At 40.1% G+C, this 13,597-nt stretch carries 16 protein-coding genes; 13 read left to right on the forward strand and 3 right to left on the reverse strand.

The annotated features are described in order from the left end of the window. Nucleotides 1-18: 18 nt before the first annotated feature. Both MSI_RS03935 and aspS read left to right on the forward strand, forming a co-directional pair. Nucleotides 19-921 carry a hemolysin III family protein gene (locus MSI_RS03935; protein WP_009103938.1) on the forward strand — a complete coding sequence of 301 codons (903 nt, stop codon included), beginning with the start codon at nucleotides 19-21 and terminating at the stop codon, nucleotides 919-921. A gap of 50 nt (nucleotides 922-971) precedes the next feature. Further along, the gene (aspS, locus tag MSI_RS03940) at nucleotides 972-2,807 is read left to right on the forward strand and encodes an aspartate--tRNA ligase (protein WP_009103939.1); all 1,836 of its coding nucleotides are present in this window, start codon (nucleotides 972-974) and stop codon (nucleotides 2,805-2,807) included. A 125-nt stretch (nucleotides 2,808-2,932) separates the two neighbouring features. Here the strand turns inward: aspS and MSI_RS03945 are convergent, their stop codons facing one another. Beyond that, nucleotides 2,933-3,223: an HPF/RaiA family ribosome-associated protein gene (locus MSI_RS03945; protein WP_009103940.1), complete on the reverse strand. Its 291-nt coding sequence runs from the start codon at nucleotides 3,221-3,223 to the stop codon at nucleotides 2,933-2,935. Between the two features lie 272 nt (nucleotides 3,224-3,495). On the opposite strand from MSI_RS03945, the gene hprK reads away from it, so the two are divergent. From hprK to holA, 4 genes are read left to right on the forward strand one after another with little or no spacing between them, the layout of a single operon-like run. Continuing rightward, nucleotides 3,496-4,485, forward strand: coding sequence for an HPr(Ser) kinase/phosphatase (gene hprK, locus MSI_RS03950; RefSeq protein ID WP_009103941.1), 990 nt, complete (start codon nucleotides 3,496-3,498; stop codon nucleotides 4,483-4,485). 14 nt (nucleotides 4,486-4,499) lie between these two features. Beyond that, nucleotides 4,500-4,766 (forward strand): HPr family phosphocarrier protein, encoded by a 267-nt coding sequence (locus MSI_RS03955; protein ID WP_009103942.1) that lies wholly within the window; start codon nucleotides 4,500-4,502, stop codon nucleotides 4,764-4,766. Between the two features lie 17 nt (nucleotides 4,767-4,783). Beyond that, nucleotides 4,784-5,395, forward strand: a complete 612-nt coding sequence (lexA, locus tag MSI_RS03960; RefSeq protein ID WP_009103943.1) for a transcriptional repressor LexA — start codon at nucleotides 4,784-4,786, stop codon at nucleotides 5,393-5,395. Between the two features lie 18 nt (nucleotides 5,396-5,413). Next, the gene (gene holA, locus MSI_RS03965; RefSeq protein WP_009103944.1) at nucleotides 5,414-6,424 is read left to right on the forward strand and encodes a DNA polymerase III subunit delta; all 1,011 of its coding nucleotides are present in this window, start codon (nucleotides 5,414-5,416) and stop codon (nucleotides 6,422-6,424) included. A gap of 6 nt (nucleotides 6,425-6,430) precedes the next feature. Here the strand turns inward: holA and MSI_RS03970 are convergent, their stop codons facing one another. Continuing rightward, on the reverse strand, nucleotides 6,431-6,655 hold the full coding sequence (locus tag MSI_RS03970; RefSeq protein ID WP_009103946.1) for a YdbC family protein: 225 nt from the start codon (nucleotides 6,653-6,655) through the stop codon (nucleotides 6,431-6,433). A 116-nt stretch (nucleotides 6,656-6,771) separates the two neighbouring features. Between MSI_RS03970 and MSI_RS03975 the strand changes: the two genes are divergently transcribed. The 3 genes from MSI_RS03975 (at nucleotide 6,772) to MSI_RS03985 (ending at nucleotide 8,527) form a co-directional block, all read left to right on the forward strand. Next, nucleotides 6,772-7,230, forward strand: a complete 459-nt coding sequence (locus MSI_RS03975; RefSeq protein WP_009103948.1) for a hypothetical protein — start codon at nucleotides 6,772-6,774, stop codon at nucleotides 7,228-7,230. 119 nt (nucleotides 7,231-7,349) lie between these two features. Then, a complete protein-coding gene (locus tag MSI_RS03980) occupies nucleotides 7,350-7,829 on the forward strand; it encodes a hypothetical protein (protein WP_009103950.1) in 480 nt (159 codons plus the stop codon). Nucleotides 7,830-7,831: 2 nt separating this feature from the next. Further along, entirely contained in the window at nucleotides 7,832-8,527 is a 696-nt protein-coding gene (locus MSI_RS03985) for a LysM peptidoglycan-binding domain-containing protein (protein ID WP_009103952.1), read from the forward strand. 130 nt (nucleotides 8,528-8,657) lie between these two features. Here the strand turns inward: MSI_RS03985 and MSI_RS03990 are convergent, their stop codons facing one another. Continuing rightward, nucleotides 8,658-9,224, reverse strand: a complete 567-nt coding sequence (locus MSI_RS03990) for an NUDIX hydrolase (RefSeq protein ID WP_009103954.1) — start codon at nucleotides 9,222-9,224, stop codon at nucleotides 8,658-8,660. A 112-nt stretch (nucleotides 9,225-9,336) separates the two neighbouring features. Here MSI_RS03990 and MSI_RS03995 point away from each other — a divergent pair, with 112 nt between their 5' ends. The 4 genes from MSI_RS03995 to MSI_RS04010 form a co-directional block, all read left to right on the forward strand. Beyond that, nucleotides 9,337-10,158: an AAA family ATPase gene (locus MSI_RS03995; RefSeq protein WP_009103956.1), complete on the forward strand. Its 822-nt coding sequence runs from the start codon at nucleotides 9,337-9,339 to the stop codon at nucleotides 10,156-10,158. A gap of 213 nt (nucleotides 10,159-10,371) precedes the next feature. Then, on the forward strand, nucleotides 10,372-10,968 hold the full coding sequence (gene pgsA, locus MSI_RS04000; RefSeq protein ID WP_009103958.1) for a CDP-diacylglycerol--glycerol-3-phosphate 3-phosphatidyltransferase: 597 nt from the start codon (nucleotides 10,372-10,374) through the stop codon (nucleotides 10,966-10,968). A gap of 136 nt (nucleotides 10,969-11,104) precedes the next feature. Continuing rightward, complete coding sequence (gene thrH / locus MSI_RS04005) at nucleotides 11,105-11,704, forward strand: bifunctional phosphoserine phosphatase/homoserine phosphotransferase ThrH (protein WP_009103960.1); 600 nt, start codon at nucleotides 11,105-11,107, stop codon at nucleotides 11,702-11,704. Between the two features lie 79 nt (nucleotides 11,705-11,783). Then, nucleotides 11,784-13,597 (forward strand): EAL domain-containing protein (locus MSI_RS04010; protein ID WP_039924186.1); only part of this gene is annotated, 1,814 nt, incomplete at its 3' end.

The raw sequence follows: 13,597 nt of genomic DNA on the forward strand, positions 1-13,597 counted from the left end.
ACAGGGGGTCTTTAAAATATGTCTAGAAAAGAAGATATCGCTATGGCAGCGGTAAGAAAATCAACCTTGCGTTCCTTGAAGGAAAAAAAGGCTTCGCGCCTGGCTCAGATTAAGGAAGATTATCAGAAAGCTGTTCGTGAAGTTGAACTTCAGTATGATGAAGACCCTGAGCGTCTTAAGGCAAAGTATGCAGCTGCTGATTACGCTAAGAGCGAAAAAGCCCGCAAGCGTGCAGAAGCAAAAATTGCCCGCGAAAAGGCTGCGCTTGAACTTGCAAAAAAATACCGTCCTTTTACGCTTGCAGAAGAGATAGCAAGTTCAATTGTTCAGGCAATTGGTGCCTGTCTTTTTGTTGCAGCAACAGCCTGCCTTGAAACTCTTGCAATCCGTAATGCGGTAAAATATGTAAACCTTACAACTGTAATGTACGCTTTGTTTGGTGCAACTATGATTATCATGTACGTTTTTTCATGTCTGCGCCATTCAATTACAAACCGTGTCGCAAAAGACGTTTTCAACCGGCTTTCACATTTCTCTTCTTTCTTGATTATCGGCTGGGGCTATACTGCTTATACCGTTACAAAAATTGAAGGGCGGGTTGGCTGGACTCTTTTCGGCATTGTATGGGGACTTTCTCTGATTGGTGCCATTATGTTTGCAATTTCCGGCGAACGTTTAAGCCGCGCCAACCTTGCTCTTTATATTATTGCAGGTTTTTCCGGCATTTTTGTATGTAAGATTTTGTATAACGTGCTTTCTCCTGTAAGTTTCCAGATGCTGATTATGGGAGCAATCTTCTATATTTTAGGACTTGTCTTCTACGGTCTTAGAAAGTATCGCTTTATGCACTTTATAGGAAATATTTTGATGCTGGTTGCCAACATCAATATTTTCTTCTCACTTTTCTTTATTAACTCGTAAATTTTTTGCGGCCTTCGTGCCGCAAATTGTTATATAAAAGGATTTTTATCATGGAAAATACCAAAAGAACAGTTACCTGTGGCGAATTACGTGCTGCAGATGTTGGTAAGAAAGTTGTTTTGAACGGATGGGTAAGCCGTACCCGCGATTTGGGTGGTCTTGTATTTATCCGTCTTCGTGACCGCTATGGCATCACTCAGGTTATGGTGGGTGACAAAGCCAGCGATAAAGTAAAAGAAATCGCTTCATCTTTGAAAAGCGAATATTGTATTGCCGTTGAAGGCGTAGTTGCTGCCCGCGCAGAAAAAGATATCAACCGCGATATGGCAACTGGTGAAATTGAAGTTGAAGCAAACGATATCGAAATCTTTACAACTTCTCAGGAATTGCCATTCAGTATTGAAGAAGTTCGCCAGAAGGACGGTTCAATCGTTCTTCCAAACGAAGATCTGCGTCTTAAATACCGCTATCTTGATCTTCGCCGCGACCCGATGCAGAAGAATATCATTTTGCGCTCGCAGGTTACTTTTGCAACACGCGAATATCTGACTTCAAAAGGATTTTTGGAAATTGAAACTCCTACCTTTATTAAGTCTACACCAGAGGGAGCTCGTGACTACCTTGTTCCTTCACGCGTTCACCCTGGAAAATTCTATTCTCTTCCACAGTCTCCACAGCTTTACAAGCAGCTTCTGATGGTTTCTGGATTCGATAAATACTTCCAGATTGCCCGCTGCTACCGTGATGAAGATGCCCGCGGAGACCGCCAGCCTGAGTTTACTCAGATTGATATGGAAATGTCTTTCACAAACCGCGAAGAAGTTCTTTCTACAACAGAAGGAATGATGCAGTACATCTTCAAAAAGACAATGAACTATGATTTGCCAGCTAAGTTTGACCGCATTGCCTGGGAAGATGCATTCGACTTCTACGGTTCTGATAAACCTGATTTGCGTTTTGACATGAAGATGCAGGATGCAGCTTTTATGGCTGATCTGGCAGACTTCAACGCATTCAAAGCCGGTGCCGCTAACTCTGGCCGCGACATTCAGCGCCACAAACGCTCTGGTCTTAAGGCTCTTGTTGTTAAGAACGTTGCAGATAAATACAGCCGCAAGAACATTGAAGCTCTTGAAGCAGTAGCAAAAACCTACAAGGCAAAAGGTCTTGCATGGATGAAAGTTGATGCAGAAGGTAAGTTTGAAGGCGGAATTTCTAAGTTCTATGCCGGAAAAGAAGCAGAAATCTGCTCTAAACTTGGAGCTGAAAAGAACGACCTTATCTTGTTCGTAAGTGATGAAAACTGGCAGCTTGCATGTACAGCCCTTGGTGCAATACGCAAACAGCTTGGTAAAGATTTGAACCTCTATAATCCAAAGGATGAATTCCACTTTGCATGGATTATTGATTTCCCATACTTTGCATTCAACGAAGAAACAAATATGTGGGAAACAGAACACCACATGTTCACTCTTCCACAGAAACAGTACTGGGATACACTTGAATCAGATCCTGGTGCAGTAAAGGGTGACCTTTACGACCTGGTACTCAACGGATATGAGCTTGCTTCTGGTTCTATGCGTATTAATGATCCTGCTTTGCAGCAGAGAATCTTCAAAATCGTTGGTTACTCTGACGAGCGCGCACAGAAAGCCTTCGGCTTCCTTGTTCAGGCATTTAAGTTCGGTGCTCCACCACACGGAGGAATCGCACCTGGTCTTGACCGCTTAATCATGCTTATGCGTCATGAAGAGTCAATCCACGAGGTTATTGCCTTCCCTAAGAATAACCTTGCCGCTTCTCCAATGGATGAATGTCCTTCTCCGGTTGACGAGCAGCAGCTTAAAGACCTTCACATCACATGTTATGATGTAGAGAAAGACTAATACAAATAAGAAAGGGCTTCACGATGTGAAGCCCTTTTTAAGTTTTAAGTAGGTAGACCTAAAAATTGCTCTCGCAATTTTCTTAACGGTCTGCTATCTATCAAGAAGCGGCATAGCCGCTTCACTCATTTTTTCTCCTGCACCTTATCCTTTTCCTTCTTAACCTTCATGTCCAGAACGTCCATCATTTTGTTAAGACCTGGTGCAAAATCATCATCGTTTGCAGAAACGTGTGCTGTTGTTCCCCACTTGAAGTTTATGGTTGCTTCAAAACTGAAATCTTTGTCGTGCTTAATTTTAATCAGCAGATCAACAATTAAGTCTTCTGCATAAGCGATTCTCTTCAATTTTGTTTCAATCATTTCCGACTGTTTTGCTCCAAGTGTAAATCCAATTGCGTTGATAGATGGTGTCATAGTTGTCTCCTGTCGAAGTGAATAATCGCTTCTAAATGAAATTAATGCTCACTAGGTAAGCCTTTCTGTACTTAGTATAAAACACAAATTTCTAAAACACAAATAAAATTGTAAATCGCAACACAAAAAAAATATGGGTCCCAGCGACGGCGAAAATCAAGGTATCACCCCCTCGCGGGTCCCCCCTTAATTTCCGCCTGCGTCCCATATTTTTTTTAGTTTCAGTGAAATTTTATATTGCGGTAACTAGAAATTATGTGTATAGTACTTTTATGGCAGATAAGAAATTCACTGTTTTGGATTTGCTCAATCTTGAACTTTCAGGACACGATGCATTGAACTTAAAGTGTATCGGTGGCAGACGCGGTTTACCACGAGCCATAACAGTTCCTGAAATCAATCGCCCGGGGTTAGCACTTTCGGGATTTTATGAGAATTTTGCCAGCAACCGTCTTCAGCTTTTTGGCCGCGGAGAAAGCTCCTTCCTTCACAAGCTTCATAAAGAAAAAAAACTTGATAATATCAGAAACTTTTTTTCAAACGAAATGCCTTGCTGCGTTTTTACCTATAATCTGGAACCTACAGAAGATTTCCGTCAGATAGCAGAAGAGTTCTGCTGTCCTATTTTGCAGACAGACCTTCAGACAAACGAGTTTTTAAGCCGTATTATCCGACTTTTTTCAAATATTTTTGCTCCTCATCAGACTTTGCATGGTGTATTGGTTGAAGTTTACGGTATCGGAATTCTTTTGAACGGACATTCCGGAGTAGGTAAGTCAGAAACTGCCCTTGAACTTATTGAACGCGGTCATCGTCTTGTAGCTGATGATATTATCGAAATCCGCTGTGTAAACGGTAACACCCTGCTTGGACGCGGTGCAAACACAATGATCAGCCACCACATGGAAATCCGAGGTCTTGGTATTATCAATATTTCCCAGCTTTATGGTGTTGGTGCCATCCGAAATCAGAAGGAAGTTCAGCTTATTGTTCAGCTTGAAGACTGGAATTCCAGTAAAGCTTACGACCGACTTGGTACTGACCAGAAGTATCAGGAGCTGCTTGGTGTAAAAGTACCAGTTCTTGAAATTCCGGTTCGCCCAGGCCGAAATCTTCCTATCATTATTGAAGCCGCCGCTATGAACGAGCGTCTTAAGGATATGGGAGTTAACTCCGCTAAGGAATTCAATCAGAATGTCCTTAAGTGGATTGAAACAAACGAAACAAAAATTGCCTATAACGGTATAGATGATTCATATTAAAGAAGGAAAACATTATGGTTGAAAAAATTTTAACTGTACAGAACAGAGCTGGAATCCATGCTCGCCCGGCAGCAATTATCGCTCAGACAGCAAACAAGTTTGAAAGTGAAGTTACACTTATCCGTGATGATGCTGAAGTAAATGCAAAATCAATTATGGGTGTGATTGCAATGGGTGCTGGTTATAATACACAGCTTACTCTGCGCGTTGAAGGTTCTGATGAAACAGAGGCAGCCGAAGTTATTGAAGAGCTCTTTACAAGTAAATTCGAAGAGGACTAAAAAAAGGAGGATAATAAATGAAAGGAATTACAGACAGACAGAAAGAAGTTTTGGATTTTATTTCAGATTTTACAGAGGAAAATGTTTGTCCTCCAACAGTCCGCGAAATCGGTGAGCATTTTGGAATTTCCCTTCGTGCCGTACAGGATCATATTGCGGCTTTGCAGAAAAAAGGATTTATTACTCAGGCTGCAAAACGTTCCCGCTCAATCCGTGTAATTGTTGATACCCGCGAAAAGAAACCAGAACTTTTTGTTGGAAAAGTTCCTTTGCTGGGAAATGTTGCCGCTGGTCGTCCTCTTCTTTCTGAAGAAAACCTTGATGGATACGTTAATCTTACAGAGCCATTTGTTCGCCCTGGAAAAAGTTATTTTGCCCTCCGTGTTCGCGGTCAGAGCATGATTAATGCCGGAATCCTTGATGGTGACCTTGCTGTTGTTGAACAGTCTAGTGTTGCCGTAGACGGTCAGATTGTAGTTGCCGTAATTGATGATGCAATTACCCTTAAACGCTACTACAAAGAAGCAGGCCGTGTTCGCCTTCAGCCGGAAAACCCGGATTTCCCTGCAATTTACAGCACAGAAGTTCGCGTTGTAGGTATTCTTTCTAACATCGTAAGAACTTACTAATTTACCGGCGGATTATTGATGGCAGGTCAGATTTATCTTTACACCGGTCCTGAATTTGGAGAGCGCAACGAAGCCGTTGATGCGGTAAAAGCTGGGCTCAAAAAGAAATTCGGCGACATAGATGAGCATCTCTTTTACCTTCAGGAAACTCCTTTTGGTCAGATTATGACAATTCTCCAGAGCGGAACCTTGTTCTCTAATGGAGTTTGCGTAGTCTGCAAGGGTGCGGAGCTTCTTAAAAAGAAGGATGACCTTGCCATGATTTCTGACTGGCTTGACGGAAACCCGGACGACTCTTCAGTTTTAATCCTTGTTTCTGATGAAGTCAGTGTAGATTCAAAATTAGACAAACTGGTGCCTGCCCAGAATAAAAAGAAGTTCTGGGAAATGTTTGATAATCAGAAGGTACCCTGGCTTACGAAATTCTTCCAGAAAAACGGCTACCGTATTAATCAGGATGCCGCAGAACTTATCCTTGATATGATAGAAAACAATACTCAGGCGCTTAAAAACGAATGTTCCCGCTTTTTTATTGTTTTTCCAAAAGATCACACAGTTACAGTTGATGATGTTGAAAAAGTTCTGACTCACAACCGCGAAGAATCTGCCTTTACTCTTTTTAATCAGATTAGTCAGAGCGGAGAGCCGGTTCAGAAACGCTTTGAAAACGGTATTTCAATTTTACAGAAAATCAGACTGTCTAAAGAAAATTCTTCGGTAATGCTGATTGCGGGACTTGCTTCCTGCTTCAGAAAACTGGTTTTGTGGCATAAGGTTTGCGATAACGGAATGCCGGATTCTTTTACCCTGAAAGTAAACGGTTTTTCAAGCGTGCCAATGCAGAATCAGTATAAATCTGCAGCAAAAATCTGGAACGACAAACAGGCGACAGCAATTCTTGCAATTTTAGCCTCTGCAGACATGGAAATCCGCTCCGGCGGGGCACTTATGGAAGATATCCTGCTGGAGAAAATGCTTTACGAAATTGTTATTAAACGTGGAGTAACAGCAGCCGTAGCTGAATACTAAACTTTATTATATTTCCAGGCTATTCAATAAATTTTTCAGGGCTTTTAATTCTTCTGCACTGAAGGTAGAGCCTTTGCCCATTTTCTGATGATCAGGAGACCAGCTTCTTATATCATATTTTGCAGGTCGTCCCCCCCAGGATACCAGGTTCAATTCAAGATTCCAGCCGCCTTTGCCTTCGCTAACGACTCCCAGATTCTTTTCAATTTCAAAAGAAAAATCGTCTGCCATAATTTCCTCACTAAAAGTATTTTAACATAGTAAAAAAATAATGCAAAATCATTAATGCAAATTTGCATTCTCGATATTTTTATAGTAAAATGTTATATCAAAATGTGGAGGACTATATGAAAAAAGTTGCCTTAATTTTGGCCGCTGCTGCTATTTTTACATTTACATCTTGTGGTTCAAAACCTGCGCCAGAAGAAACAACTCCAGAAGCTCCTGTAGTTCAGGAAGAAGTTACAGAAGAGGAGACTCAGGAAGAGGTAGTTGAAGAAATCGAAGTTGCCGATGAGTCTGCTGAAGATCGTGATTCAATTCTTGCAAAAATAGAAGATGCACGTAAAGCTGCTTTGGAAGCCGGTGCTAAACAGTACGCACCAGAAGCTCTTGCCTTTATTGATAAAATATTTGAGAGAGTAAAAGAATCTGAAGGTGATATTTCAGCTCAGGGTGCTGATGTCGCTGCCCGCTATGCCGCTCTTACAAGCTATGTTCAGGCTAAGAAAGAAAAAAGAAGATTGATGATAACGGATATGCCGCTTACAATCAGAAAGATTATGATGCCGGCGTTGAATATCTGACTAAGGTTGAAGAAGCTTTAGCCGGAGAAGACTGGAATACCGCTGCCGTTGCTGCTGATGCAGATAAGGCTTACGGAAAATTCAAGAATGTAAGTTTCGCTGCTTATAAAAAGCTTGCAATGGAAGAACGTGATCAGGCATTTGAAGCTAAAAGAAATGCCGACAGTGTAAAAGCCGGTGTATCACGCAAGGAAGAATACAAAGCTGCCGCTGATTTATTCAAGGCTGGTGACCAGCAGTATGCAATTCAGAATCCGGAAGCTGCTTATAATAACTACAAGACAGCAAAAGAACAGTTCAATGCCCTTTATCAGGATGTTTCAAAGAAACGTGCCGCTGCACAGAAAAAACTTGATGAAGCTAAAAAGGCTGTAGAAGAAAGTGCAGAACTTGCTGCTGAAGCTGATGAAAAAGCTCCAATTCTTGATACAGAAGAAATTGAAGGAATTGAAGAGGCTGGAGCTGTTCTTCTTGAAGAAGATACTTACGAAGCACCTGAAGCTGCAGAAATCGAAATCCCTGCTGCAATTGACGATAATGGTAATGCTGTAGAAGTTGAAAAAAAAGTTGAACCTGCACCTGTTGCAGAGGAGGAATAATTATGAAAAAAGTAGTTTCATTTTTAGCTGCTGCTGCGTGTGTAGCTTCTTTGTTTGCTGCCAGAAGTTTTAAGAACAACACTTATCAGAAACTTGCTGATGAATATGAAAAAAAGGCTGAAAACGCACTTGATGCCGGAGAATATGCAGATTCTATTGAATATGCAAAAAAGGCAGAAGAAAATGCCCGTCTTTCAAAAGAATATATCCGTGCTATGATGGCCCGCGGTCAGGCTGAAGACGCAATCAAACTTGCAGAAAATCAGGTTAACTGGGCAGAAAAGATTGATGCCCCTCATACTTTCCCAATGGCTTACACAGCTGCAAAGGAAAATCTTGAAACTGCAAAGAAATATTTTGAAGCAGAAGACTGGGATAAGGCTACTGAATACGCAAAGCTTGCCCTTGCTTCTCTGGATGGTGTTCACGAAGTAACACCTCTTCCTGCAGTTTACATTGTTCGCCCTTGGGCAGAAACAAAAGACTGCTACTGGAATATTTCTGGTCGTCCATACATCTACAATAACCCGCTCTTGTGGGAAAACCTTTACCAGGCAAATAAAGCCGGAATGCCAAAACCAGAAAATCCAAACCTTATTCTTCCTGGTATGAAGATGAACGTTCCAAGTCTTACCGGTGAATATCGCCGCGGTACATACGATCCTAAGAAGGAGTATGAGCCTTACGGTGGGCAATAATAGAAGAACCGTTAAAAAACGAGCCGAGAGGCTTGTTTTAGGTTCATCGATAAAATGCCTCAGAGCGAGATTTATCGAGCGATAAAAAACTGACCTTTTTAGAAAAATCCTGCTTTTTAGTAGGATTTTTTTATGCCTTCTTCATGTGCTTCATATATAAACAGAAGGCCATTGTCATTAAGCCGTGGGGGAATTGAGGTGTTCCCATTCCTTCCAGCACTTCTTCCTCCGAAAGCTCCATGCAGTTTATAAATTCGTCGGCATCAAGTTCCTGTTTGCCGGTTGCCGTTAAATCTTCTGCAAGAAATACGTGAACATGATTATTAAAAAGCGCCGGATTCGGGTTTACGCTTCCAAGATTTGTTAACTTACCTGCGATACAGCCGGTTTCTTCCATAAGTTCCCGTTTTGCCGCAGTTTGAGGGTCTTCTCCTTTATCAATTACTCCGCCGGGAAATTCTACGCTCAAAGCTTTTTCACCGTGGCGCCACTGCTTTACCATGATGAATTTATCTTCTTTTTTTGTAATTACAATTACCCAGTCTGGTGCTCTCATAACATAATAATCGCCTTTTACCCCGCTTGCAGACTGGTTTGTGTAGTCCATCACGTCAAAAACGACAGTTTCAAGAAGTTTTTTTTCGGCAAGAGTCTTCCATTTTAGTTTTTCATCATCAGAAGTAAAATAATTTTTCATAAAACCTCCGGGTCACATTTTATAGTAGAAAAATTTTTTGACAGATTTAGTTTTCGATAATATCATAATACATGGAAAACGATTCTGAGTTAACTCAAAAAGGGGGTACATCATGGCAGTTATTACAGTTTCTAGACAGGTTGCAGCTCATGGAGATGAGGTTGCGGCAGAGTTGGCTAAGTTACTCAATTATAAATTCGTAACTCGTAAAGATATTGAAAAGCGCATTGTTGAACTGGGTTTCCCGGAGTCAAAAATGCCTAAGTATGATGAGCGAAAGCCCGGATTTTTTGCTTCCCTTGCAAAGAATCGAGATGAATATTTTAACTATGCACAGTATGCAATTCTTGAAGCTGCCCAGCAGAAGAATGTGATTATTATCGGACGCGGTGCTTTTGCAGTTTTGCAGGGAGTTCCGAATAATATCAGTGTTCGTCTTGTTGCTGATGAAAAGACCAGAATTGAACGCCTTCGAGCTGAATTCAACTGGGACGAAAAGCAGGCAAAGCAGCGTATTCAGGAAAGTGATGCAAACCGCGCCGGCTTCCACAGAAGCTTCTTTAATATTGAAGATAATGACAGCACTCTTTTTCACATGGTTTTGAATACAGGTATGATTCCTGAAGAGATTGCCGCAGAACAGATTGCCCACTTTGTTGAAAAAACAGTTACTGTAAAGCAGGAAGAAGCCGGTAATAAAATGCTGGAAGAACTTCTTAAGGCTCAGACAATTGTAAATAAACTCAGTTTTGAATATCACCTGAATATTGAGTTTGTTCATGCAACAATTGAAGATAAAACTGTAATACTTCACGGTGTTTCGGACAGCCCTGGAATTGTTGAGCAGGCCCTTCAGATTATCAAACGTGAAATGCCAGGCTACGACGCAAAGTCCGCAGTCAGCATTATCCACGATTTTAAGGGATACCAGTAAACTTTTTATAATGAAAAAAAACGCAAGGGAGTAGAGTGTGTGATAAAAACACTCTGATTGTGACGGCCGCGAAAGCGGCCATTTTTATAGTTACTATGCCACAATCAGCGTGTAGCGCGATATCGCGCGGTTTTGTCACACACTCTGCGACCGGGAGTATTTTTACTTTGTTACATTGTTTTTTCTGTCATAATCCTTTATAATAATTTTATTATGAAGCTTTCAAACAAATTCACTCTTACCCGCATTCTTTTATCACCAGTATTTTTTATTTTGTATTTTCTTCCTATCTGGACTGGCGGACTTTTTGCTAAAGCATCAGTTGTAATTGCAATTCCTCTCCTTTGTTTTATGGAGTTTACAGATTTTCTGGACGGATTTTTTGCACGCCGCAACAACGAGGTAAGCGATTTTGGAAAACTTTTTGACCCTTTTGCTGATGTTGTAGTTCATCTTGGAACCTTCCTCTGCTTTATGTTCTCTTTTGATCCTAAACTCAGTTACATGAAGCCATTCCTTTTTATCCTGATTCTCTACCGTGAAATGACAATGAACTTTATCCGTATGGTTGCAGTAAAAAAAGGAACTGCAATTGCAGCTCGTAAGGGCGGAAAGTTCAAGACAGTAATGTATGTTGCTTCAGGCTTCTTTGCTCTTTTCCTTGAAACTCTTGTTCGCTTTGGAATTCAGCCGGAATGCTTTGGAACTCTTAAACTTGTTTCCCTCATTCTTTTTATCATCTGTGTTCTTTGCAGCTACGTTTCTTTTATCGATTATCTGATTCACTTCGGTAAGCTTCTTAAAGATTAACAATTTTTCCTGCACATTGCCTGATGTGCGGGGGTATCAAAGTCAGCCTGCTTTCTCAATTTTTCCGGGGTTCTTGCAACCTTTTAAGTAATACTGTATTTTATTAGCATAATTAAAGTTTTTTCAGAGGTTTTATATGACTATTACGTGTCTTGATTTGGAAGGTGTTTTGGTTCCTGAGATTTGGATTGCTTTTGCTGATGCAGTTGGAATTCCTGAACTTCGTCGTACAACACGTGATGAACCGGATTATGATAAACTTATGAACTTCCGTATAAAAATCCTGAAAGAACATAATCTTGGACTTAAAGAAATCCAGGATACAATCAAAAAAATTGACCCTCTTCCTGGTGCAAAAGAATTCCTTGATGAGCTTAAGAAAGTTTGCCAGGTTATTATTATCAGTGATACTTTTGAACAGTTTGCTGCCCCTCTTATGGCAAAACTGGGCTATCCTACAATTTTCTGTAACAGCCTTGAAGTTGCAGCAAACGGCGAAATCACCGGTTATAAAATGCGCTGCGAGCAGAGTAAGCTTACAACTGTAAAAGCCCTTCAGTCTATTGGTTTTGAAACAATTGCCAGCGGTGACAGTTTCAATGACCTTGGAATGATTAAGGCTTCTAAAGCAGGCTTCCTTTTCCGCTCAACAGAGAGCATTATAAAGGAATATCCTCAGTTCCCAGCCTTTACAGAATATTCAGAATTGCTTGAGGCAGTAAAAAAAGCAGTCTAAATAGAAAAAAAGACTGTAAATTTTTATTTCTGTGTTATAATTAACTTCATAATAATATTTTTACTTTAGTTTGTGGCCTATGAAGTTAGCCTTTACTATTATTTCACTTATCGAAATTTTCTCGCTATTTGTCCTGTACTTTTGTGCATTTAAAAAAATCATCAAGACTACACGTCTTGAGATTGCACTGATTACTTCGGTATTTGTTATTACAAGTTCTTACCTTTTAATGTGCTACACTCCTTATGCCACACGCGCAATGTTTCTGGCTTCCCTTTATTTTGCGGCAATGGACTGGATCTTAATCTTCCTTTCCATGAGCCTCTTATGGCTTCCTTATTACAGTCAGAAAAGAAAACTCTACTATAAATTTTTCAATGGTCTTGTATTTTTTGCGATTGCAGATTCAGTCTATCTTATGCTGAATTTCTGTTTACACAATACGGTTGATTTTATTCCTGTTCATAATGAAAACGGAAGGGTATTCTGCTGGATCTTTATTTTTAAGCCCCAGTATTACTTCCACATGATTTTCTCTTATTTCCTTGCCTGTACCTTTATTGTGCTTAGTATTGTCAGGGTTGCAAAGATTCCGGTGCTTTTTCAGAAAAAGTATTATATGCTGCTCGGTGCTTTCTGTACGGGAGTTGTGATAAACGGATTTTTTGTTGCCTTCCACTGGCCTTTTAATTTTTCAATTATGATATATCCGATTGTTCTATATATATACCTTTATTTTATTTTGAGTACGGTTCCAAAGGAATTTTCCGGTATTTTGATGGAACAGGTTGCCCTCAATATCAGTACTGCGGTTATCTGTTATGATCTGGATGGAAAATGCCTTTTTGCCAACAATATTGCAAGACTTTTATTCCGTTCTGTATCAGATGAAAATAAAAATGTTTTCCTTGAAAGCTATCTTATGCAGTGGAAAAACGATTTGCCGGATGATGCAGATTCTATTCCGATTGAAGATGAAAATTTCTTAATTAATGATATTATTCATACTTTTTCCGGTGAACTTGCCCGCCTTACAGACAAAAAAGGCCGGCCAATCGGTTATCTGATTAAGCTGGATGATAAAACAGAATATCTGACTATTCTTGAAAAAGAAAAATATCTTGCAAGCCACGATGCACTTACAGGACTTTTGAACAGAGAAGCCTTCCTTAAGCATGCAGAAGAAGAACTGAAACATAATCCGGACAATCAGTATGTTTTTGTATGCTCTGATATTGGTGATTTTAAACTTATAAATGATATTTTTGGCGAAGAAATTGGAAATGAAATCCTGATTGGAGAAGCCAGAACCTTTGAACAGATTGATTATGAAGGTTGTATTCACGGGCGCATAAGCGGTGATAAGTTTGCAATGCTTATGCGAAAGGAATATTTTGATGAAAAAGATATTGTCCGCCGTTTTGAAACTTTCCAGACAAATCTCAGCAAGAGCTTCCATTATCGTATAAGGATATATCTAGGAGTTTATGAGATTGAAAATCCTGAAGAAGATATTCTTGCCATGTGTGACCGCGGTTTTGTTGCAATTTCGAAAAACGACAACGAATATACTAAGATTTTGTCTTATTATGATATGTCCATGGTTCAGGAATTAATTACAGAAAAAACAATTCTTAACGATTTTACATCTGCGCTTGAACGTGGAGAATTTGTTTTCTATATTCAGCCTCAGTTTAATGCAAAAACTCAGTGTGTTAACGGAGGTGAGGCTCTTGTCCGCTGGAATCAGCCGCTCAAAGGAGTTTTAAGTCCTAATAATTTTGTTCCTATTCTGGAAAAAACAGATTACATTGCAAGCCTTGATTATTATATCTGGGAGCAGGTAATAAGAAAGCTAAAAGACTGGAAGGACAGCGGTTTTGATGATTATTA

It is taken from the genome of Treponema sp. JC4, from assembly GCF_000260795.1.
Lineage (GTDB): Bacteria > Spirochaetota > Spirochaetia > Treponematales > Treponemataceae > Treponema_D.